Source organism: Flavobacterium sp., from assembly GCF_031411595.1.
Taxonomy (GTDB): Bacteria; Bacteroidota; Bacteroidia; order Flavobacteriales; family Flavobacteriaceae; genus Flavobacterium.
In genome coordinates this window covers 14,508-36,204 of record NZ_JANOBI010000047.1, presented here as the reverse complement: position 1 = coordinate 36,204, position 21,697 = coordinate 14,508, and the positions used below count along the sequence as shown (strand labels likewise).

The window sequence follows — 21,697 nt, the reverse complement described above, 5'->3', positions numbered from 1 at the left end:
TCAATATGAAAGTCCACTTTATCGTGGGCTTTTTTTATGGTTTTAGGTTAGTTTTTTAAGACGACTGTTGAAAGCAGAAAGCGATTCTTTTTTCGAGGTTGAAGTCTCAAACCTTAATTTTTTGCTGTAATAGTTCTGAATAGGATAATTGCGGTTTAATAACTGTAAAAAAATAAACCAATTGTTACCCGAAGTTTTTAATAACGCTATTAAATTGTCAAGATACTTTTTCAATTCAGCATGTTCGTTATTTTGAGGTTTGTTGTTTATTCTTTTGTAGGCTCTTTTGGGTTGATTTGCATTTAAATCGGCTAATAGTTCACTCGGAATTCTACTAAAAATAATGTCATAAAATATTTTTCCTAGGTTTTCGGGTTTGGCTTTTACGGTATGCCAGTTATAGTTATGAATTTCAAAAATGACGGCATAAAATTCATCCGGAAAAGTTCTCAGCCATAGCGCAACATCATCTTCGAGTTGGGTTTGCATGTATTTTTGTAATGAATGCTTTACATGTTCTTTGAAAATAGTATAACCGGTTGCAATGTCAATTAAATCATCAATATTTTGATCTTTTGTATGCTTTAGAATGGCTTCTGCCGTTTTTGAAATTTTAATCAAATTGGCGCCTAACAATCCGTTGTTTTTTGCTTCAACAAACGTTTTACAAGTTTCTATAAACAGATTAGAATCTATCAGTCCAATAATTTCTTTATGCGCTTTTGAATGGTTTGTCTCAATTTTTATGGGACTTTCATATGCTTGTAATAATTCTTTTTGAATTTTTGTGAACTTGGAAATGGTGTTCAATATGTTGAGCAACCAAATTTCAGATTTCCCTTCATAACCAAATAATTTATGAATTCCACTAATAGGGAGCACATGCTTTTTGTCATTTAAAATGAAGCAAGGTATTTCCAGACCGCTCATTTTTAAAAGTAGTTGAGGAGAACCGTACGCTATTTTTAAGGCATTTGAATTCATTTTTTAAATTGATATAAAGCCAGCCAATCCATAAGGTTTAGTTTATCTTCTTGTTTTTCGACTGCCATTTTGTTTGCATTAGATAGTTGAAATGAAAGAGAACTTTTCTTCCCATTCGGTAGGATGTCTTTTTCCAACTGATAATATGATTTAATACGCTTTATAATATACCAAGCTGTTTTTTGAGTAATATTTAATTCTTTACCTAAAGCGACGGAAGTCATATTTTTTTGAGATTCAGTAATGAGCCAAATAGCGACGAACCATTTTTGTAATTCAATTTTAGAATTGTGGAAAATGGTTCCTGTTTTTACGTTGAAATATTTTCCTGAATTTTTGCATTTGTAAGTATTATTAGGACACTGATATACCTTTGAACTAGCATCAAACGGACTTACAATATAATATTCCCATCTTAATTTTTCTAAGTGATCAATACAGATTTGTTCGCTTGGAAAAGCTTTTGAAATATCAGGAATGCTTTTAAACTCATGGTTTATCATTTTATAGTAAAAATTAAAAATCCAAAACAAAATTAGTGTAAATAAATATATAATACTATTATTTTCCATATTAAAGCATTCAAATTATCTAATCATAATGCAGTTCAGCGAATATTTTTACCGTTCGTAAAATAATGTTAACAATCGATGTAATTCTATTAACAATCGCAAAATAGAATATTCAAAAACTGTAATTTAGCCGACGGTTTTAATTTTAAAATCAAAATAGTAAGCCCCAAGCTACTTTTATATCCTTGAATCCGACAATGCTTTACTAAACATAATTTTAGGAAAAGTAATTGATGAAGTATTCATATATCATTATTGATGATAGTGCAGAAAGCATTCTGAAAACGTTGTCCGTAGCGGCGCGATTTCAGAATTTACAATTTCTGGCTTCTGCTAATTCCTATAGTGAAGGTTTAGATTTAATTTTAGAACATCACCCGACATTCGTTTTCTTAGAAATTAATCCTAGCAATAAGGACAGCAATTTGTCATTACTACTTATTAATGAATTGCATCGTTTCCTGAAAGTACTTCCTAAAATTATTATTACAACAAACAATTCAGCATCAGCAATAGAAGCGATTCAGCATGGTGCTTTTGATTATTTATCAAAACCGATTGATGGTAATGCTTTGAGAAAGTCTATTCTTAAGTTTGAGAAAACGAATGAAAACTCAAACCTATTTTCAGCAAATCCAAAAATAGCTTCACAACAACAATTTACTCAGACCGTTAATGAGGCGCCAGATCATAACACTGTAAATAGCATATCAATAGAAGATATTTCGGTAAAACACGAAATTGTCGAGACGGAAGATGTAGTTGAAACGTCACCAGGAATTGGATTGGAAGAAAACGCCATTTTAATTGAATCTGAAGATGCTGAGGTCCCAATAAAGAAAGTATTGTCAAATCTCGAAACTTATAAAGAAGACAAACCACTGATTATTTGCGTGAAATCTTATGGGGATTACAGGTTTATAGAAGCTAAAGACATTTGTTATTTGCAAGCCGATAACAACTCAACAGATATTCATTTATATAATGGAGAAATGATTACTGCGTTTAAAACACTAAAGCATTTTGAAAATGTCCTTTCTTCACCGTTTGTGCGAATTCACAACAGTTATATTGTCAATATCGATTATGTTTCCAGAATACATACCGGAAATTCGGTTTGTTATATTAAAAACACCACTACGAAGTTGCCGTTTTCTAAATCTTATAAAGAAAATGTAGATGCAATCATTAATAGCATCACAAAAGGCAATTATATAGAGATTTAGATCAAATCGTCAAATTCATTCACCAAAATTTGACACCCATACACTATCAAACAAACACCATTCACCACAAACGCCTGCAAACACTAGGCACAACGAGACATGCTATGTAGTTTTACATCGTCAATCATTAATAGGTTCTCGAAAAATCGAATTAAACACATAACAATATAAAAGTCTCAAATTATGAAAAAAGCAATTTTAACATTCGGATTATTTTCTTTGATGATGGTCTTGACTTCGTTTACAAGTCCTGAAATTGGAGGAGGACAAGTCGCTAATAGATTAACAGAAATTGGAGGAGGACAAGTCGCCAATAGATTAACAGAAATTGGAGGAGGACAAGTCGCTAATAGATTAACAGAAATTGGAGGAGGACAAGTCGCTAATAGATTAACAGAAATTGGAGGAGGACAAGTCGCTAATAGATAATACTTTCGTAAATAAACTTTAAATAAAAAAAGGCTTTCATTTGAAAGCCTTTTTTTATTTAATATAATTTGTTATTTTAGCATAATTCAATTTTTATCTATTGAAAAAATATTTTTTAATATTGTTATTACCGTTAGTTTTTTTTACAAATTGTAATAAGACTAAAAATACTGGGGATTCTGATAAGCAAACTATAGATAGCTTATCAGATTATTTTTTTTACGCTCAAAATAAGTCTCTTCCTAAGAATAAAAGAATTAGATACAACAATAAAGCTTTTTTGATTGCTCAAAAAACTAAAAACAGTCAAGAATCAAGAAACAGTTTGATTAATGTTTTAGAATTGTATTATGATTTGAAATCGAATAATGAGTTTAAAAAAGCATATAAAGTTATTGTTGAGAAATCTATTGAAAGCAAAGACACAATAAATATTGCTAAATCATATAATTTATTAGGAAACTTTTATATTGATTCTGGTAAAAATGATAGCGCTTATTATTTCCTTTTAAAATCTGAAAAATTATTTGCAAAAAAAAAAGACAGTCTTAATTTAGGAAAAAATTATATTGATAAGGCATTTGTTCAGCTTTATGAAAGTGACTATTCTAACTGTGAGCTTTCTTCTATTCAAGCATTGAATTTTTATAAAAATCAAAATAGAAGACAAAAAGAGTATGACGCTTTCAACTTAGTTGGAATTTGTTCTAATGAATTAAAAAATTATGATAATGCAATTGTTTATCATAAAAAAGCATTGGATTATGTAAATAGATATGAAGTTATAAGTAAGTCTAAAACTCATTATAGGTCAAGCACTTTAAATAATATTGGTTATGTTTATTTAAATTTAAATAATTATAAAGAAGCAATTAATAATTTTAATCAGGCACTTTCAGAAAAAAATTTATTGATTGACAACCCTTATGTATATTCTGCGATAATTGATAATTTAGCATACTCAAAATTTAAAATAGGAGATTATACCAATTTACCAAGTTTGTTTTTTACATCTTTAAAAATTAGAGAGAAAAACGGATTGTTTTCAGGAGTAATTGCAAATAAGATTCATTTGTCAGAGTTTTATTTAACGCTAAAGGATTCTATCAATTCACAAAAATTTGCTAATGAAGCTTTACAATTAGCAAAAAAAACAAAAATTTCCGGAGATTTGTTAGGCTCATTAAAACAATTATCTCTTGTAGATCATAAAAATGCAACTCAATATTCTAATGAATATATTAAAATCAGTGATAGTCTCCAATTAGAAGAACGAAAATCAAAAGATAAATTCGCTCGTATCGCCTTCGAAACTGATGAAATCATCCAAGAAAAAGACAAGCTTACCGAACAAAATAGAACGTTACTTTATTTCTTCATCGGCACCTTATTTTTAGGAATATTACTTTTTGTTATCAGAACACAACGTGCTAAAAACCGAGAACTTTTACTCAAACAGCAACAACAAAAAGTGAATGAAGAAATTTATAACTTAATGATTTCTCAACAAGCCACGATTGAAGAAAACCGCGTCAAAGAGAAAAAACGGATTGCTCAAGAATTACACGACGGTGTTTTGGGAAGACTATTTGGTGCTAGGTTAAATTTAGACAGTTTGAACCGATTTAACGATGAAGATTCAATCAATAGTCGTTTTGATTATTTGGCGGAATTAAAAAATATTGAACAAGATATTCGTGAAATTTCACACGATTTGAACCGAGAGAAATACGTGTTAATTAATAATTTTGTGGCAATAGTCAGCAATCTATTAGAAGAACAAGCCAATTCTTTTGAAGCTCGTTTGACATCTGCATTAGACGAAAGTATACAATGGGACAAAGTGTCGAATGCCGTTAAAATAAACCTATATCGTATTCTTCAAGAATCACTACAAAATATCAATAAATATGCAAATGCCAAACATATTTCGGTGGAGTTTAAAAATGATAACGGACTAATATTGCTTACTATAACCGATGATGGAATTGGTTTTGATGTCAATACCAAAAAGAAAGGCATTGGGCTTCAAAATATGCAGTCAAGAGTTGATGAGTGTGAAGGAACCTTTGATATTAAATCGAAAAAAGGAAAAGGAACCATCACGATTGTTTCGATACCAATAGAGAAAAAAGCGGTTGAAGTGCCATGAGAAACGGATTAATAAGTATATTAATAGTGGATGATCATCCTACCATGATTGAAGGATATAAGAGTATTTTGAACTCAAATTATTCTACTGAAAACCTTGTAATTACAGTTGCTTACAATTGCGAAATGGCTTATGAATATATTACAAAAAACAATCAGGCATACGATATTGTTTTACTCGATTTGGCGCTACCACCTTACGAAGCTGCAAAACTTTTTTCAGGAGAAGATTTGGCCCTGTTGATAAAAAAACTTTGGAAGAACACTAAAATAATGATGCTTACTTCCCACGCCGAAGCATTTATACTCTACAATTTGATTAAGAAAATTAATCCGGAAGCGTTGTTAATCAAAAGTGATTTTGCATCCGAAGAGCTTCTAAAGGCATTCCAAAGCGTGCTCGATGGGCAAACCTATTATACCCACACGGCGCAACAAAGCATTAGAGAAGTTGGAACCAAACATTTTGGTTTAGATTCCTACGATCGACGCATTATTTCTTTATTGGCCAAAGGCATAAAAACTAAAAACCTTCCGGAGCACATGGGCATAACCATTAGCGCTATCGATAAAAGAAAGGCACAGATAAAAGTATTTTTTAATCTCCAAAAAGGTGATGATGAAGATATTATTATGGAGGCTAGAAAAAGAGGATTGGTTTAGGTTTAACATTTACTGAGGAAAAACTAGAATATAACTTCCATTAATTTTTCTATCTTTAAAGGAGTATAGTTTCTTAATCCTAAAAACAGAAATATTGAAAAACCTTTTTGGAGTTATTTTTTTAATACTAATATCATTGTTTGGATGCTCAAAGAGTAAGTCTATAGCCGATTATACGACAAAAGACAGTGTGGCAATTTATATGCAAAAAGCGGAGAGCTTAAAAACTCCATATCAATTGCGTATAATGTATACAAAAAAAGCGATGGAAAGTTTGGTTCAACAAGAGAACGATTCTTTGAATAGAGACAAACTTATTAATATTGCTCACAATTTTTATGTATTGAATTCTTGGAAAGATTTAAAAATCACAAGCGAAATAGAATTAGTAAAAAGTGTTGAGAAAAAAGACGATTATTTCATGGGACAATCGTATCGATGGCTAGGGATTTACTACGAGAACATTAGTGCTAATGATAGTGCCTTTTATTTTTATTTGAAAGCAGAAAAAATATTTAAAAAGATTAACAATAAAAAGTACTTAGGCCTAATTTATCACGACAAGGCTCAAGTTCAATTTTATAGTAATGATTATTTAAATCAAGAATTGTTTTTAATTAAAGCATTGAAAATAGCGAATGAATTAGAAGATATAACAGAACAGTATAGAATAAATATAGACTTAGGAGTTAGCTCAAATGAACAAGGAGATTTTAAAAAAGCATTTTATTACTATGAAAAGGCTCTAATTTTGTCAAAAGATAAAAGAAATACAATAAATCATTCAAGTGCTTATTGTCTTAACAATATTGGGATAAACTATTTAGACACAAAGAATATAAAAAAAGCAATAGAGTTATATTTAATAGCATTAAAAGAGAAAAATCTTGAATTCGAATCTCCAATAATATTTTGTAGATTAATTGATAACTTAGGGAATGCTAAATTAAAATTAAAAGACTATAATGGAATTTATAATTTACATAATAAAGCTTCTAAAATTTATAATCGAATTAATAACAAACAAGGTATAAATGCAAACAAATTATTTCTTTCAGAATATTACGGAGAAATTAAAGATACTATAAATGCAAAAAAATATGCTCACCAAGCTTACAGTCTTTCTAAAAATTTCTTTTTAGCTAATGATGTACTCCTTTGCCTCAAACAACTCTCCAAAGTAGACACAAAAAACGCCCTAAAATACTCCCAAGAATACATCAAAATATCCGATAGTATGCAACAACTCGAAAGAGTTACACGCAATAAGTTTGCTAAAATCGCCTACGAAACAGAAGAAATCACCACAGAAAAAGACCAAGCCATCAAACAAAAATGGGTATTTTTTGGCATCGCCTTGTTGATACTGCTGATAGGAATTTTACTATTTGTCATCATTCACCAAAGAAACAAACAAAAAGAATTACGGTTTCTTCAAACACAACAAAAAACCAACGAAGAAATCTACCAACTCATCCAAAACCAACAAACTAAAATCGATGAAGTGCGGCAAATAGAAAAAAAACGCATTGCCCAAGATTTGCATGATGGAATTATGAATCGCTTGGCTTCCACACGTCTTAACCTGCATATTATTGCTGAAAAGCCATCACCGGAAGCCATAAAAAAATGCCTGCCGTTTATTGATGGAATTCAAGATATTGAAAAAGAAATTCGTAATATTGCGCATGATTTAAACAGCAACGTATTAGCCAATAAGACTAGTTTTATAGCCGTTATAGAAACGTTTATTGAAGAACAAAAAAGAATTTCAAATCGCAATTATCACCTTGAAATTGACATGTCAATCAATTGGGAAATGCTTGCTGGATTTAAGAAAATTCACCTTTTTAGAATACTACAAGAAGCCGTCCAAAATATCGAAAAACACGCACAAGCTAAAAACGTTATTGTCAGTATTTTAAAAAAAGACAACCACCTTTTATTAGAAATTTTTGACGATGGAAACGGATTCTCGTTAAACAGAAAGAAAAAAGGTATAGGTTTGCAGAATATATTTTCAAGAGCAAAATCATGTGAAGGTAGTGCAGAAATTAAATCAAAAGTAAACGAAGGAACTACCGTCATCGTGAGAATACCAATATAAAAAACACAATCATGGCAACACCAATAAACATTCTAATTGTAGACGATCATCCTTTCATCATCGAAGCCTATAAGAACGCCATAAAAGGATATAATGCAAAAGGCGAATATGAGTTTTCGATTACCCAAGCTAAGGATTGTAAAACAGGATACGAAGCCATAACGGAAGCTCCGGAACCATTCGGAATTGCTTTTTTCGATTTGAGCATGCCGGTTTATGAAGAGAAAAGTATTTTTTCAGGCGAAGATTTAGCACAACTCATTAAAAAAGAAATGCCCGATTGCAAAATAATTTTGCTGACGATGCATACAGAGTTATTAAAAATAAATACCATCATTAAAAATATCAACCCTAACGGATTGGTGATTAAAAATGATTTAACGTTTGATGAACTCTTATTGGCTTTTGATAAAATACTCAAAGATGAAAATTATTATAGTCAAACTGTAGTGAAATTGGTGAGTCAGATTCAATACGATAATATCGAAATTGACGCCTTCGACAAACAAATTTTATTTCACCTTTCTAAAGGAACCAAAACCAAAGATATTCCACAATACGTCCCGCTGTCACTTAGCGCTGTCGAAAAAAGGAAATTGAATCTAAAAGATATACTCGAAATTAAAGGTGGAAGTGATATCGACTTAATTCGAGAAGCCAAAAACAAAGGAATGATTTAACTGTTGCGGGAAACCGTAATGAAAAATGCGGGAAACCACAAAAGGTTTTGAGGGAAACCTCAGACGCCAATGCAAGCTTTCATAGTAATTTAGCAATATGTTATTGAGGTAGTAGTCGTATAACATAAGCATATTACAAAGTAGTGAGTATCGCATAAAATCCTTTTTGGCCCAATCAAGAAATACCTATAACTTACTTACTACAAAGTATAAAAAAAAGCGACAAATTAGGGAGTGTCGCTTTTTTTGTGTCTATAAGTGAACAATCTATTCTTCTTGTATAGCATTCCAACCACGGGCTTTTAAAGGAATTTTGGTATCAGCTCTTGTAATCAGATGAATGCCTTCACTTTCCTGAACCATATGACCAATAACTGTGAAATTAGGATTTCCTTTAATTTTTTCGAAATCACCCATATCAATTGTAAACAGCAATTCATAATCCTCACCGCCATTAATCGCAACGGTTGTACTGTCTATTTGAAATTCTTCACAAACGTTCATAAATTGCGGATCTAAAGGCAACTTGTCTTCATACAAATTACATCCTACAGTAGATTGTTTACAAATATGAATAATCTCTGAAGACAAACCATCCGAAATATCAATCATCGAAGTAGGTTTGATTTCCAAAGCATGCAACAAAGTTCGAATGTCTTTGCGCGCTTCAGGTTTCAACTGACGCTCGATTAAATAAGTATAAGCATCTAAATCTGGCTGTGAATTCGGATTCACTTGAAACACTTGTTTTTCACGCTCCAAAACTTGTAATCCCATATAAGCCGCACCTATGTCGCCGGTAACAACCAACAAATCATTTGCCTTAGCACCATTTCTATAAACGATTTCATCCTCATCCGCTTCACCAATCGCCGTGATACTAATGGTCAATCCTTTTTGGGAAGAAGTTGTATCGCCGCCAATCACATCGACTTTATATTCGTTCGCCGCCAAAGTAATTCCCGCAAATAATTCCTCTAATGCTTCCAAAGGAAATCTATTCGAAACCGCTACTGAAACTGTAATCTGCGTTGCCTTTGCATTCATCGCACAAATGTCAGACACATTCACAACAACCGCCTTGTATCCCAAATGTTTCAAAGGCATATAGGCCAAATCAAAATGAATACCTTCCACCAACAAATCGGTAGAAACAACAACTTTCTTATCCTTAAAATCCAAAACTGCAGCATCATCGCCAATCCCTTTTAATGTTGAAGGTTGATTGATTTCAAAATTTTTGGTCAAGTGATTAATCAAACCGAATTCTCCCAATTGGGCAATGCTAGTGCGTTGTGGGGTTTTATCTTCTATCATTTTTTTTATTTTATAGAGCACAAAGGTACAAAGATGCAAAGGTTTTAAAGAGTAAAGAAGTGTTGTTTTTTAATAAGAGTTGGGGATATTCGGTATATTTTGCCGACCTTTAAATGAAAATGAAAGAATGAAATCCTACGATATCATAACGCTTACGGTCAATCCTGCCCTTGATAAAAGCGCTCAGTTTTCAGGCTTGATCGCCGAGCAAAAAATCCGTTGTGAAGAACCACAGTTTGATGCCGGCGGCGGCGGAATCAATGTGTCTAAAGCCATTCATCGCTTAGGTGGCGAAAGTTTGAGCATCTTCACTTCCGGAGGACCAATTGGAAGCATGCTCGAAGCATGTCTTCAAAAAGAAGCCATTCCAACACTTGTAATTCCAACAAAAAATTGGACGCGAGAAAATTTTGTCGCCTTCGATATCCACACCAAATTACAATATCGATTTGGTTTTCCTGGAGCTACACTTTCAGAAGCGGAACAGCAACAAATAATACAAATTTTGAAAAGCACATCCTCGAAATATCTTGTACTTAGTGGCAGCCTAAACAAAAAGTTATCTGCTGATTTTTACCAACAAATTGTAAAAGCGATAGTCCCTGAAACAAAAATAATCGTTGATACATCCGGAGATGCTCTCAAAAAGGTACTAGAATCCGGAGTTTATTTAGTAAAACCAAACGTAGGGGAACTTGCAAAACTAATTGGTGTAGAAAAATTAGAAATGGACGAAGTAGCCGATGCAGCCAAAAAACTAATCCTAAAAGGGAGTGCTCAAATTGTGGTAGTTTCTCTTGGTCCGCATGGAGCAATTTTGGTGACTAAAGATCAAACAATTGTAGTGCCCGCTCCCAATGTAGTTCGCAAGAGTACTGTAGGAGCGGGGGATAGTATGGTTGGTGCAATGGTTTGGGCATTATCCAAAAACAAACCATTAAAAGAAGTGGTACAATGGGGTGTTGCCTGCGGATCCGCTGCAACAATGAACGAAGGCACGCAACTATTCAAAGTAGCAGAAGCCAAACGACTTTTCGAATGGCTACAAAAGGAATAAAAACAAAAAACCCGACCACTTTCGCAATCGGGTTTCTCTTTATTAGTATGTTTTGATTCTCTCCTGATAATGCCTCAAACCTATAATTAATCATTAAGTTTCAACACCGCCATAAAAGCCTCCTGCGGAATCTCCACATTCCCAACCTGGCGCATTCTCTTCTTACCTTTTTTCTGTTTCTCTAATAACTTACGTTTACGCGAAATATCACCACCATAACATTTGGCAGTAACGTCTTTTCTAAGCGCTTTGATGGTTTCGCGCGAAATCACTTTCACACCAATCGCCGCTTGAATAGGAATATCAAACTGTTGACGTGGAATCAACTCTTTGAGTTTCTCACACATTTTCTTACCAATATGATAAGCATTGTCAACGTGAATTAATGAAGACAAAGCATCAACGATAGTGGCGTTTAATAATATATCCACTTTTACCAAATTCGAAGTACGCATTCCAATCGGAGAATAATCAAACGAAGCATATCCTTTTGAAACAGTTTTCAACCGGTCGTAAAAATCAAATACAATTTCCGCCAATGGCATATCAAAAGTCAACTCTACACGTTCGGTTGTCAAATACGTTTGGTTCGTAATCAAACCTCTTTTTTCGATACAAAGCGACATCACATTACCCACAAAATCTGCTTTGGTAATAATCGTAGCTTTGATGTAAGGTTCTTCTACACGCTCTAATTTAGAAGGCTCCGGAAGGTCAGAAGGGTTATTCACCACTTGCCCTTTCTCAGGATCTTTCTTAGTATAGGCCAAATACGAAACGTTCGGAACTGTTGTAATTACAGTCATATTGAACTCGCGCTCGAGACGTTCCTGAATAATTTCCATATGCAACATTCCCAAGAATCCGCAACGGAAACCAAACCCTAATGCCGCAGAACTTTCAGGCAAAAAAACCAACGAAGCATCGTTTAATTGCAGTTTCTCCATCGAGTTGCGTAACTCTTCATAATCTTCAGTATCTACAGGATAAATTCCGGCAAAAACCATCGGCTTCACATCCTCAAATCCTGTAATCATATTGGTCGTAGGCGTTTTGGCGTCAGTCAACGTGTCACCAACTTTCACTTCTTTTGCTTCCTTAATTCCAGATATCAAATACCCAACATCGCCCGCAGAAATCACTTGTTTTGGAACTTGGTTGAGTTTCAATGTGCCAATTTCATCCGCAAAATATTCATTGCCCGTAGCCATAAATTTAATCTTCTGACCTTTTCGGATTTCACCGTTTTTCACACGAAAAATTACTTCAATACCACGAAACGGATTGTATACAGAATCAAAAATCAAAGCTTGTAAAGGCTCGTCAACATTACCTTTAGGCGCCGGAATTTTTTCAATAATAGCCGCTAAAATATTTTCAACACCGAAACCGGTTTTTCCAGAAGCATGAATAATATCTTCCAATTTACAGCCTAGCAAATCAATAATGTCATCACTAACTTCCTCAGGATTCGCGCTTGGTAAATCCACTTTATTCAAAACCGGAATAATTTCCAAATCGTTTTCTAAAGCCAAATACAAATTCGAAATCGTCTGAGCTTGGATACTTTGAGCCGCATCCACAATCAAAAGCGCACCTTCACAAGCCGCAATCGATCGCGAAACTTCATAAGAAAAGTCAACGTGCCCTGGCGTATCTATCAAATTCAAAATATAGTCTTCACCTTTGTAAGTATATTCCATCTGAATCGCGTGACTCTTAATCGTAATCCCGCGTTCGCGCTCCAAGTCCATGTTGTCTAGCAATTGTGCTTTTTCCTCACGAGCCGTAACGGTTTGCGTCGCACCTAAAAGGCGGTCAGCTAATGTGCTTTTCCCGTGATCAATGTGCGCAATAATGCAAAAATTCCTTATGTGTTTCATCTGTCTATTTGTCTTGTCTCTTGATTCTTTTCTCTTTCATTTGGGCGTTTCCCTATGGGTCGGGCTTTCCGCACTCGCTTTTTTCCGCCGAAAGCCAGCGCAAAAAGAGCTCAAACAAAAATGCTCCAATCCCTAACGCGGCTCAGTACCCCGAAATTAGTCTGCAAATATAATCCAAACTTCGTCAGCCTCAAAGCACTAATGCCATAAAAGAAACGAATCTCTATTTCCTGAGCACAATACCATCTCAGAACCTTAGCGCCTTTTTCTCAGCAACTCAGGCACTCAGTAGCTCAGTTTCTCAAAAAAGTGTAATTTTGCCCCAAAATCAACCCATGATCAAAATCGGCAACATAGAACTACCAGATTTCCCACTACTTCTTGCACCCATGGAAGACGTGAGCGATCCACCATTCCGTCGTTTGTGTAAACTGCACGGAGCCGATTTGATGTTCAGCGAATTTATTTCTTCCGAAGGACTAATCCGCGACGCTATCAAAAGCCGTCAAAAATTAGACATTTTCGATTACGAACGTCCAGTCGGCATTCAGATTTTTGGGGGTGATGAAGAAGCTATGGCGATGTCATCAAAAATTGTATCTACGGTTAATCCGGATTTAATTGATATTAATTTTGGATGCCCGGTAAAGAAAGTCGTTTGCAAAGGCGCCGGAGCCGCGGTTCTAAAAGATGTTGATTTGATGGTGCGTTTAACCAAAGCCGTAATCAGAAGTACCAATTTACCCGTAACCGTAAAAACCCGTTTGGGTTGGGACGATAATTCGATTAATATTGATGAGGTTGCCGAAAGATTACAAGATATCGGCGTGCAAGCGTTATCGATTCACGGCAGAACGCGTGCACAACTTTATAAAGGGGAAGCCGATTGGTCGCACATTGCCCGTGTTAAAAACAATCCTAGAATCACGATGCCCATTTTCGGAAATGGCGACGTGACTTCGGTAGAAAAAGCATTAGAATATAAAAACAAATACGGTGTTGATGGGATTATGATTGGTCGCGCTGCGATTGGTTATCCATGGATTTTCAATGAAATTAAGCATTATGCCGCTACAGGAACACATTTACCAAAACCTACAATAGAAGATCGAGTACAAGCTGCCAAAAACCACCTTCAATGGGCGATGGATTGGAAAGGCAAACACCTCGGAATCGTAGAAACCAGAAGACATTATACCAATTATTTTAAAGGATTGCCGAACTTCAAAGAATACCGAACTCAAATGGTAACGAGTGACGAACCGGAAGTAATTTTCCGAACATTTGACGAAGTGCTGGAGAAATTTAGTGGCATGGAAATACTATAAATCCGTGTTGCATTTTTAAATATTCAATTTTAAAGGAGATACATTATAGTTTCCGAATTGTTGCGTTAGGGATTGTAGCATTTTTGTTTGAGCTCTTTTTTGTGGCGTTTACGCAGCAAAAAAAGCGAGTGCGAAAGCCCGACCTTTAGGGAACGCCCTAATTAAAATTCTTCCAATAATTTTTTAGTCACACGACTCGAAGCAATCCAAGACGCTAAAACGCCTAACAACACTATCGTTGCGAAAACAATCAACACATTTTGAATCGAGAAAACCACAGGATAAGCGAGTGTTGGAGTTATCATAATAATTTGAAATCGCTGTTGCGCCAACACGATGATAATGCCCAAAACCAAGCCGATAATACCGCCAAATAAAGACAACAGCGAACCTTGCAATAGGAATATTTTCCGCAAATCACCCACTTCAGTACCGAGATTGAACAGCGTTTTGAGGTTGCCTTTTTTGTCTAAAATCATCATGATTAAGGCACCGACGAGGTTGAATAAAGCTACAATAATCACCAAAGTAAAAATCAAATACACCGCAATATTTTCGGTGTTAAGCATTTTATAAAGGCTGTCGTTGAGTTGCGCGCGGGTTTTTACCGTGACTTTATTTTTAAAGATTGAGTTGAGTTGATTGATGATTGCTTTTTCATCTGCGTTGGGCTTAAGTTTAAACTCAATGCCCGAAATCTGATCGGGTTTGAATTCGAGCAACGCTTGTGTCAATGCCAAATCGGCAAAAACAAACTTCGAATCTAAGTCTTCACTAATCGCATAAATCCCAATTGGCGCGAGTTTGCATTTGTTGAAAGCACTTTCGGGTGTTTCAATCGTGCCACTTCCGACTTTGGGAACGAACACCTCAAACGGATTGTTGAAATCGAACAAACCAAGCGATAATTTCTGGCAAATGCCATAACCAACTACAACTTGATTCGTATTATTTTGCAACCATTCGCCTTGGTAAATGTTTTTTTTAACAGGATTAACATGACTAAAAAGCGAATCAACGCCTTTGATATAAGTCACTTGCTCTTTACCATCAAATAAAAAAAGAACGCGTTCTTCGATGATTTTGCTGCTGCCGGCAATGCCGTTTATTTTTTTGATTTGCGCTTCTTGTTCTGGAGCAATGTGAAATGATTTTCCGTAAGTACTAGTCATTTTCAAATCTGGATCGAAGTCGTTGCTAAACGATAAACTGAAATCTTTGAGTCCGCTAAATACCGAAAGCACTACAAAAAGCGCCATCGCACCAACGATAATACCCACCGAAGCAATGCCATTAATAATATTGATCGCGTTGTTTTTACTCGCGCTTCTAAGGTATCGTTTGGCTATGTAAAGAGGAAAATTCAACTTACGATTTTCTGCGACGTTCTAATAAATCACGGTTTTCGATAGGGTTTTCTTTGGAAGCCAAAGCATGGTCGATTTTCTCGATATAATCTAAAGAGTCGTCAATAAAAAAAGTAAGATTCGGCACTTTACGCAATTGCAAACGCACACGTTGCGACAAATCGTGTTTGATTAAAATCGAATTCGATTTGATAGCAGCCAATGTTTCTTTGGCTTTTTCTTGAGGAAAAATACTCAAATGCACTGTAGCCACTGATAAATCGGTAGTAACAGTAACTTTAGAAACGGAAATAATCAGGTTCTGAATACCATTTTTTCGCACTTCACCTTGCAGAATATCCACCAAATCTTTTTGGAGGACACCGCCTATTTTTTTCTGTCTGTTTGTTTCCATGCGACAAAAGTACAATTTTTAGTTGAAAAAGGAACTGAGGTTCTAAGGTTCTGAGGTTTTTTTAGGAGCCGGGAACCTGCTATTCGCTATTATCTTTTCCGCCGAACACCGGCGCAAAAGGATAACCGCTGCTATTAGGGCTAGGGCAATAGATTTCACATCAACTTTGCGGACTTTGCGAAAAACTTTGCGAACTTTGCGGTAAAATAAATCCAATGCGAAAAATTGAACATATCGGTATTGCTGTGAAAGACTTGGAGGTTTCTAATCTCATTTTCGAAAAACTTTTTGGCGCGCCATCCTACAAATCTGAAGAAGTTACCAGCGAAGGCGTTAAAACTTCGTTCTTTCAAAACGGCCCGAATAAAATCGAATTGTTGGAAGCTACAAATCCTGAAAGCCCCATTGCCAAATTTATCGAAAAGAAAGGCGAAGGCATTCATCACATCGCTTTTGATGTCGAAGATATTGAGGCAGAAATCAGACGTTTGCAATCCGAAGGTTTTATTGTTTTAAATGAAATCCCTAAAAAAGGCGCCGACAATAAACTAGTTGCTTTTCTACATCCAAAGTCAACCAATGGTGTTTTGATTGAATTGTGTCAAGAGATAAAATAGATTTTTAGTTTACTCGATTTTTTAGATTGTCAGACAAGAACGCTAATGGTTAAATTCTAAAAATCTGGCAATCCAATAATCTAGCAATCCAACAATCTAAGTAGTCTAATTAATCCAACAAACATTTGGAACGGAGCAAAATTAATAGTAATATTGCAACCTCATAATTGGTCCTATAGCTCATTCGGTTAGAGCAACTGACTCATAATCAGTAGGTGCTTGGTTCGATTCCAAGTGGGACCACAAAAAGGCTTTCAAAACGAAAGTCTTTTTTTTTCGAACCGAAAACTATAATTCACCGTAAGTAGAATAAAGTTTTTGATTTAGCGTTATTAAAAAGTTAAGTAATTAACAGAAATAACGCCTAATGTTGTATTTTAAATATTAATAGAAAAAAATTTTGACGAAAGGAAATTTTATTTACTTTTACGGCCTATGAAAATTGTCCCAGGAATAATTTTAAACTTTTTAATCCTATTTGGAGCGTCAGCTTATGCGGCTCCAAGTGGACCACCACCGCCAGGAGTGCCGCCGCCGGGACTTCCAATAGACGGAGGTGTTGTTCTATTGTTTGTAATAGCGCTGGGATATGGGATTTATAAAATCAATCAATTGAAAATCAATAAAAAAACTCCGATGTAAATCGGAGTTTTTTATTTTATAACCATTATTTACTTTTCTAAAGAATACAATCGCGAGACATATTTCCCGATGACATCAAATTCTAAGTTGATTTTCGAGCCAATCCTGAAATGTTTAAAATTAGTATGCTCATAAGTGTAAGGTATAATCGCCACACTAAATTCATTCTTTTTCGAATTAACTACCGTCAAGCTCACGCCGTTTACTGTGATAGATCCTTTTTCTATAGTGAGATTGTTTAATTGAGCATCGTATTCAAAAGTAAAATACCAACTTCCATTAGCCGATTCAATATTTTTGCAAATAGCGGTTTGGTCAACATGTCCTTGAACGATGTGCCCGTCGAGTCGATCGCCAAGTTTCATAGCGCGCTCTAAATTGACTGCGTCACCAATGCGCCAATCGCTTAAATTGGTTTTTTCAATCGTTTCGCGGATGGCCGTTACGGTATATTGATTTTCTTTTATTGCAACAACGGTCAAACAAACGCCATTGTGCGCCACACTCTGATCGATTTTGAGCTCATGGGTTACAGCCGATTCTATTGTTACGTGAACATTGTCGCCTGTTTTTTCCAATTCCTTGATAGTCCCAAGTGTTTCTATAATTCCTGTAAACATTCTTGTTTTATTTTACTAAATTTGCACGTCAAAATTAGCAATAAATAACGCGAGCAGCATGAAAAGAGCAGAAAATATAATCGTCGGAATATCCATTGGGGATTTAAACGGTATTGGAAGCGAAGTAGTTTTAAAAACTTTCGAAGATTCGCGCATGCTCGAATTCTGTACGCCGGTAATTTTTGCCAATGTAAAAATCTTATCGTTTGTCAAAAAAACTTTCGAATCGACTTCAACCTTGCATGGTATTGATCATCTGAATCAAATTATTCCTGGTAAAATCAATGTGTTGAATGTATGGAAGGAAGGAATTGATTTGAACTTTGGGGTTAATGATGAAAATGTCGGAAAGTACGCCATCAAATCTTTTACCGCTGCAACTCAAGCGTTGAAAGAAGGATTGATAGATGTTTTAGTGACGGCTCCAATTAATAAATACAACATTCAATCTGAAGAATTTAAATTTCCGGGGCATACGGATTATCTCAATCAAGAACTTGAAGGCAATGCTTTGATGTTGATGGTTCAAGATAATTTACGTGTTGGTTTGTTAACGGATCATGTTCCTGTGAATGAAGTGGCAAAACATTTAACGCCGGCTTTAATTAAACAGAAAATCGAAACCATCAAACAATCATTGACTCAAGATTTTGGAATTAATAAACCAAAGATTGCTGTCTTAGGATTGAATCCACATAGCGGAGACAATGGTGTCATCGGCAAAGAGGAAATAGAAATCATCATGCCAACGATTAAAGATTTGTTTCAAAAGGGAACTATGGTTTTCGGGCCATTTCCAGCTGACGGGTTTTTTGGAAGCAACCAGTATGAGAAGTATGATGCGGTTATTGCGACTTACCACGACCAAGGATTGATTCCGTTTAAAACATTATCGTTTGGCAAAGGCGTTAATTATACGGCGGGTTTAAATAAAATCAGAACTTCTCCCGATCACGGAACGGCTTATGACATTGCTGGAAAAGGAATAGCCGATTATAACTCATTCAAAGAAGCTGTTTATCTCGCGATTGATATATTTCATTCGAGAATTCAGCACCAAGAGATTAGTAAAAACCCAATGAAAATAAAGGAAAAACAGCTCGAAAAAAATAATCGCTAAAAAAATTCGCTCAACAGTTTTGAATGTACAATAATTTTATATCTTTGCGCTCCCATTCCGAAGCTTCGGAATCGGTCAAATTGTTGTTGAAATGAAGCAGTTAAATGAATTTTTAATTCCATTTATAGGATTAAAGTTAGGAAAACATCAGTTTGAATATCAAATAAATAAATCGTTCTTTGAGAATTTTGATTATGACGAATTTGAAAATTCAGACATCAAAGTCAATGTAGTTTTAGAAAAGAAAAGCACGCTGATGGAGCTCGCTTTCAAACACAAAGGAACAGTCAATGTGCCTTGTGACTTGACAGGAGAGCTTTTTGATTTGCCCATCAAAGGAAAAATCAAAGTCGTTGTGCAGTTTGGGGAACAGTTTAACAACGACAACGAAGAGTTGTTGATTTTGCCGCATGGTGAACATCAGTTAGACATCAAGCAATACATTTATGAAATGATTGTGTTGTCAGTTCCATTGAAAAAAACGCATCCAGGCATTAAAGACGGCACATTACAAACACCCGCTCTTGATAAATTAAAGGAATTAACCGTTAACAATCAAAAGCAAAGCATAAAAGAAGAAGAAATTGACCCGCGTTGGGACGAATTAAAGAAACTATTAACGGATAAATAATATAGTAAAATGGCACATCCTAAGAGAAAAATCTCCAAAACAAGAAGAGATAAAAGAAGAACTCACTATAAAGCAACTGTTGCTCAAATTGCAACCTGCCCAATAACTGGAGAAGCACATTTATACCACAGAGCTTACTGGCATGAAGGTAAAATGTACTACAGAGGACAGGTAGTTATTGACAAATCGGTAGCTGTAGCATAATTTAAGTTTTTTACAAAACTAACTCTCACTTTGTGGGAGTTTTTTGTTTTAAAGAAATTTAATAAATATCCCGCCTTAAAACGCTTTAGGTAATTTTTTTTTTTGTAATTTCCACAACTTTTCGCGCTCAAAAAAGCGGAAGGAAAAACACCCTATTTATGAATACAATCACAGCCGCAATCACAGCAGTTGGAGCTTATGTTCCAGAATTTGTACTCTCAAATCAAGTACTGGAATCAATGGTCGATACCAATGACGAATGGATTACCACTCGTACAGGAATCAAGGAAAGAAGACTATTAAAGGAAAAAGGGAAAGGCACGTCTTTTATGGCTATCAAAGCCGCTCAGGACCTAATTGCCAAATCAAAAATCAACCCGGCTGACATCGATATGGTTATCATGGCAACAACGACTCCCGATATGCCCGTGGCTTCGACAGGAGTTTTTGTAGCAACTCAAATTGGTGCCGTTAATGCTTTTGCCTATGACCTGCAGGCTGCCTGTTCCAGTTTTTTATACGGAATGTCAACCGCCGCAGCTTATATTCAATCAGGTAGGTATAAGAAAGTACTTTTAATTGGTGCCGATAAAATGTCTTCCATTATTGATTATACGGATAGGGCGACTTGTATCATCTTTGGAGATGGTGCGGGTGCTGTTTTATTCGAACCAAATTATGAAGGTCTGGGACTGCAGGATGAGTTTTTAAGAAGTGACGGAATCGGCAGGGAATACCTGAAAATCGATGCCGGCGGATCTATACTTCCTCCTTCAAAGGAAACCGTTGAAAATGGTCAACACTATGTGTTCCAGGATGGAAAAACAGTTTTCAAATACGCAGTTTCAGGAATGGCAGATGTTAGTGAAAAAATCATGGAGCGTAATAATTTGTCAAAAGACGACGTAAACTGGCTGATTGCACATCAGGCCAACAAAAGAATCATCGATGCCACAGCTAGCAGAATGGGACTTGACGAAGAAAAGGTATTGGTAAATATCCAAAAATATGGTAATACCACTTCGGCTACATTGCCTTTGCTGCTAAGCGATTTCGAAGACAAACTTAAAAAAGGAGATAATTTAATTTTTGCAGCATTTGGTGGAGGATTCACTTGGGGTTCTATCTATTTAAAATGGGCATACAACAAACAATAAACTAACTAAAATAAACTAATCATGGATTTAAAAGAAATTCAAAACCTAATCAAATTCGTATCCAATTCTGGAGTTGCTGAAGTAAAGCTGGAAACCGGAGAAGTGAAAATTACCATTAGAACTACATTAGAAGGGAATTCACCAGATATCACCTATGTACAACAAGCGCCAATGCAACAGGCAATGCCAGCTGCACAAGCACCAGTTGCCGCTCCGGCCGCACCAGCTGCGCCAGCTTCATCGGATGATAATTCAAACTTCATCACTATAAAGTCTCCAATGATTGGAACATTCTACCGCAAACCAGCGCCAGACAAGCCTACATTTGTTGAAGTGGGAACTTCAATAGGCAAAGGTGACGTTCTTTGTGTGGTGGAAGCGATGAAATTATTCAACGAAATCGAATCAGAAATTACTGGGAAAATCGTTAAGATTTTGGTTGACGATATGTCACCAGTGGAGTTTGACCAACCATTATTCTTGGTAGATCCTTCTTAATTTGAAAAAAATGTAACCATTTGAATTCATTTTCAAATTTTCAAATTGTC

General features: G+C 35.3%; 22 protein-coding genes and 1 tRNA gene. 16 read left to right on the top strand and 7 right to left on the bottom strand.

Translation table 11 applies throughout. The features are described 5' to 3' along the window. Positions 1 to 42 precede the first annotated feature (42 nt). Complete coding sequence (locus tag RMO03_RS11195; RefSeq protein WP_309642190.1) at positions 43 to 984, bottom strand: P63C domain-containing protein; 942 nt, start codon at positions 982 to 984, stop codon at positions 43 to 45. Beyond that, positions 981 to 1,556, bottom strand: a complete 576-nt coding sequence (locus RMO03_RS11190) for a hypothetical protein (RefSeq protein ID WP_309642189.1) — start codon at positions 1,554 to 1,556, stop codon at positions 981 to 983. The genes RMO03_RS11195 and RMO03_RS11190 overlap by 4 nt, the downstream gene beginning before the upstream one ends. A 233-nt stretch (positions 1,557 to 1,789) precedes the next feature. On the opposite strand from RMO03_RS11190, the gene RMO03_RS11185 reads away from it, so the two are divergent. The 6 genes from RMO03_RS11185 (at position 1,790) to RMO03_RS11160 (ending at position 8,812) form a co-directional block, all read left to right on the top strand. Beyond that, positions 1,790 to 2,782, top strand: coding sequence for a response regulator transcription factor (locus RMO03_RS11185; protein ID WP_309642188.1), 993 nt, complete (start codon positions 1,790 to 1,792; stop codon positions 2,780 to 2,782). 183 nt (positions 2,783 to 2,965) lie between these two features. Continuing rightward, positions 2,966 to 3,211, top strand: a complete 246-nt coding sequence (locus tag RMO03_RS11180) for a hypothetical protein (RefSeq protein WP_309642187.1) — start codon at positions 2,966 to 2,968, stop codon at positions 3,209 to 3,211. 100 nt (positions 3,212 to 3,311) lie between these two features. Beyond that, positions 3,312 to 5,363 (top strand): sensor histidine kinase, encoded by a 2,052-nt coding sequence (locus tag RMO03_RS11175; RefSeq protein WP_309642186.1) that lies wholly within the window; start codon positions 3,312 to 3,314, stop codon positions 5,361 to 5,363. After that, positions 5,360 to 6,025: a response regulator gene (locus RMO03_RS11170; RefSeq protein ID WP_309642185.1), complete on the top strand. Its 666-nt coding sequence runs from the start codon at positions 5,360 to 5,362 to the stop codon at positions 6,023 to 6,025. The genes RMO03_RS11175 and RMO03_RS11170 overlap by 4 nt, the downstream gene beginning before the upstream one ends. Positions 6,026 to 6,119: 94 nt before the next feature. Then, a complete protein-coding gene (locus RMO03_RS11165) occupies positions 6,120 to 8,132 on the top strand; it encodes an ATP-binding protein (RefSeq protein WP_309642184.1) in 2,013 nt (670 codons plus the stop codon). 11 nt (positions 8,133 to 8,143) lie between these two features. Continuing rightward, entirely contained in the window at positions 8,144 to 8,812 is a 669-nt protein-coding gene (locus tag RMO03_RS11160; protein WP_309642183.1) for a response regulator, read from the top strand. Between the two features lie 267 nt (positions 8,813 to 9,079). Here the strand turns inward: RMO03_RS11160 and thiL are convergent, their stop codons facing one another. Continuing rightward, complete coding sequence (gene thiL / locus RMO03_RS11155) at positions 9,080 to 10,129, bottom strand: thiamine-phosphate kinase (protein WP_309642182.1); 1,050 nt, start codon at positions 10,127 to 10,129, stop codon at positions 9,080 to 9,082. A gap of 127 nt (positions 10,130 to 10,256) precedes the next feature. Between thiL and RMO03_RS11150 the strand changes: the two genes are divergently transcribed. Continuing rightward, positions 10,257 to 11,186: a 1-phosphofructokinase family hexose kinase gene (locus RMO03_RS11150; protein WP_309642181.1), complete on the top strand. Its 930-nt coding sequence runs from the start codon at positions 10,257 to 10,259 to the stop codon at positions 11,184 to 11,186. A gap of 86 nt (positions 11,187 to 11,272) precedes the next feature. Here the strand turns inward: RMO03_RS11150 and lepA are convergent, their stop codons facing one another. After that, positions 11,273 to 13,069, bottom strand: a complete 1,797-nt coding sequence (gene lepA / locus RMO03_RS11145; RefSeq protein ID WP_309642180.1) for a translation elongation factor 4 — start codon at positions 13,067 to 13,069, stop codon at positions 11,273 to 11,275. 335 nt (positions 13,070 to 13,404) lie between these two features. Here lepA and dusB point away from each other — a divergent pair, with 335 nt between their 5' ends. Beyond that, positions 13,405 to 14,397 carry a tRNA dihydrouridine synthase DusB gene (gene dusB / locus RMO03_RS11140; protein WP_309642179.1) on the top strand — a complete coding sequence of 331 codons (993 nt, stop codon included), beginning with the start codon at positions 13,405 to 13,407 and terminating at the stop codon, positions 14,395 to 14,397. A 161-nt stretch (positions 14,398 to 14,558) separates the two neighbouring features. Here the strand turns inward: dusB and RMO03_RS11135 are convergent, their stop codons facing one another. Further along, positions 14,559 to 15,764 (bottom strand): FtsX-like permease family protein, encoded by a 1,206-nt coding sequence (locus RMO03_RS11135; RefSeq protein WP_309642178.1) that lies wholly within the window; start codon positions 15,762 to 15,764, stop codon positions 14,559 to 14,561. A gap of 1 nt (position 15,765) precedes the next feature. Continuing rightward, positions 15,766 to 16,158, bottom strand: coding sequence for a 30S ribosome-binding factor RbfA (gene rbfA / locus RMO03_RS11130; protein ID WP_309642177.1), 393 nt, complete (start codon positions 16,156 to 16,158; stop codon positions 15,766 to 15,768). Between the two features lie 215 nt (positions 16,159 to 16,373). On the opposite strand from rbfA, the gene mce reads away from it, so the two are divergent. The 3 genes from mce to RMO03_RS11115 all read left to right on the top strand — a co-directional run bounded on the left by mce (position 16,374) and on the right by RMO03_RS11115 (position 17,417). Next, on the top strand, positions 16,374 to 16,775 hold the full coding sequence (gene mce / locus RMO03_RS11125; RefSeq protein WP_309642176.1) for a methylmalonyl-CoA epimerase: 402 nt from the start codon (positions 16,374 to 16,376) through the stop codon (positions 16,773 to 16,775). 169 nt (positions 16,776 to 16,944) lie between these two features. Next, a tRNA-Ile gene (locus RMO03_RS11120) sits at positions 16,945 to 17,018 on the top strand. Between the two features lie 192 nt (positions 17,019 to 17,210). Further along, positions 17,211 to 17,417: a PID-CTERM protein-sorting domain-containing protein gene (locus RMO03_RS11115; protein ID WP_309642175.1), complete on the top strand. Its 207-nt coding sequence runs from the start codon at positions 17,211 to 17,213 to the stop codon at positions 17,415 to 17,417. Positions 17,418 to 17,446: 29 nt separating this feature from the next. Here the strand turns inward: RMO03_RS11115 and RMO03_RS11110 are convergent, their stop codons facing one another. Beyond that, positions 17,447 to 18,037, bottom strand: a complete 591-nt coding sequence (locus RMO03_RS11110) for a riboflavin synthase (RefSeq protein WP_309642174.1) — start codon at positions 18,035 to 18,037, stop codon at positions 17,447 to 17,449. Between the two features lie 58 nt (positions 18,038 to 18,095). On the opposite strand from RMO03_RS11110, the gene pdxA reads away from it, so the two are divergent. From pdxA to accB, 5 genes are all read left to right on the top strand, one after another. Continuing rightward, the gene (pdxA, locus tag RMO03_RS11105; protein ID WP_309642173.1) at positions 18,096 to 19,157 is read left to right on the top strand and encodes a 4-hydroxythreonine-4-phosphate dehydrogenase PdxA; all 1,062 of its coding nucleotides are present in this window, start codon (positions 18,096 to 18,098) and stop codon (positions 19,155 to 19,157) included. Positions 19,158 to 19,248: 91 nt separating this feature from the next. Beyond that, entirely contained in the window at positions 19,249 to 19,788 is a 540-nt protein-coding gene (locus RMO03_RS11100) for a DUF177 domain-containing protein (protein ID WP_309642172.1), read from the top strand. A 9-nt stretch (positions 19,789 to 19,797) separates the two neighbouring features. Beyond that, positions 19,798 to 19,992 (top strand): 50S ribosomal protein L32, encoded by a 195-nt coding sequence (rpmF, locus tag RMO03_RS11095; RefSeq protein WP_007137315.1) that lies wholly within the window; start codon positions 19,798 to 19,800, stop codon positions 19,990 to 19,992. A gap of 158 nt (positions 19,993 to 20,150) precedes the next feature. Continuing rightward, complete coding sequence (locus tag RMO03_RS11090) at positions 20,151 to 21,149, top strand: beta-ketoacyl-ACP synthase III (protein ID WP_309642171.1); 999 nt, start codon at positions 20,151 to 20,153, stop codon at positions 21,147 to 21,149. A 21-nt stretch (positions 21,150 to 21,170) separates the two neighbouring features. Further along, positions 21,171 to 21,647 carry an acetyl-CoA carboxylase biotin carboxyl carrier protein gene (gene accB, locus RMO03_RS11085; RefSeq protein ID WP_309642170.1) on the top strand — a complete coding sequence of 159 codons (477 nt, stop codon included), beginning with the start codon at positions 21,171 to 21,173 and terminating at the stop codon, positions 21,645 to 21,647. Positions 21,648 to 21,697: the final 50 nt, after the last annotated feature.

Excerpts from the sequence above, each read along its gene's own strand:
- RMO03_RS11190 (WP_309642189.1), bottom strand. The coding sequence starts at position 1,556 with ATGGAAAATAATAGTATTATATATTTATTTACACTAATTTTGTTTTGG.
- rbfA (WP_309642177.1), bottom strand. The coding sequence starts at position 16,158 with ATGGAAACAAACAGACAGAAAAAAATAGGCGGTGTCCTCCAAAAAGAT.
- RMO03_RS11185 (WP_309642188.1), top strand. The coding sequence starts at position 1,790 with ATGAAGTATTCATATATCATTATTGATGATAGTGCAGAAAGCATTCTG.
- RMO03_RS11160 (WP_309642183.1), top strand. The coding sequence starts at position 8,144 with ATGGCAACACCAATAAACATTCTAATTGTAGACGATCATCCTTTCATC.
- RMO03_RS11100 (WP_309642172.1), top strand. The coding sequence starts at position 19,249 with ATGAAGCAGTTAAATGAATTTTTAATTCCATTTATAGGATTAAAGTTA.
- pdxA (WP_309642173.1), top strand. The coding sequence starts at position 18,096 with ATGAAAAGAGCAGAAAATATAATCGTCGGAATATCCATTGGGGATTTA.
- RMO03_RS11180 (WP_309642187.1), top strand. The coding sequence starts at position 2,966 with ATGAAAAAAGCAATTTTAACATTCGGATTATTTTCTTTGATGATGGTC.
- RMO03_RS11150 (WP_309642181.1), top strand. The coding sequence starts at position 10,257 with ATGAAATCCTACGATATCATAACGCTTACGGTCAATCCTGCCCTTGAT.
- thiL (WP_309642182.1), bottom strand. The coding sequence starts at position 10,129 with ATGATAGAAGATAAAACCCCACAACGCACTAGCATTGCCCAATTGGGA.
- rpmF (WP_007137315.1), top strand. The coding sequence starts at position 19,798 with ATGGCACATCCTAAGAGAAAAATCTCCAAAACAAGAAGAGATAAAAGA.
- RMO03_RS11090 (WP_309642171.1), top strand. The coding sequence starts at position 20,151 with ATGAATACAATCACAGCCGCAATCACAGCAGTTGGAGCTTATGTTCCA.
- RMO03_RS11195 (WP_309642190.1), bottom strand. The coding sequence starts at position 984 with ATGAATTCAAATGCCTTAAAAATAGCGTACGGTTCTCCTCAACTACTT.
- lepA (WP_309642180.1), bottom strand. The coding sequence starts at position 13,069 with ATGAAACACATAAGGAATTTTTGCATTATTGCGCACATTGATCACGGG.
- accB (WP_309642170.1), top strand. The coding sequence starts at position 21,171 with ATGGATTTAAAAGAAATTCAAAACCTAATCAAATTCGTATCCAATTCT.
- mce (WP_309642176.1), top strand. The coding sequence starts at position 16,374 with ATGCGAAAAATTGAACATATCGGTATTGCTGTGAAAGACTTGGAGGTT.
- dusB (WP_309642179.1), top strand. The coding sequence starts at position 13,405 with ATGATCAAAATCGGCAACATAGAACTACCAGATTTCCCACTACTTCTT.
- RMO03_RS11170 (WP_309642185.1), top strand. The coding sequence starts at position 5,360 with ATGAGAAACGGATTAATAAGTATATTAATAGTGGATGATCATCCTACC.
- RMO03_RS11110 (WP_309642174.1), bottom strand. The coding sequence starts at position 18,037 with ATGTTTACAGGAATTATAGAAACACTTGGGACTATCAAGGAATTGGAA.
- RMO03_RS11115 (WP_309642175.1), top strand. The coding sequence starts at position 17,211 with ATGAAAATTGTCCCAGGAATAATTTTAAACTTTTTAATCCTATTTGGA.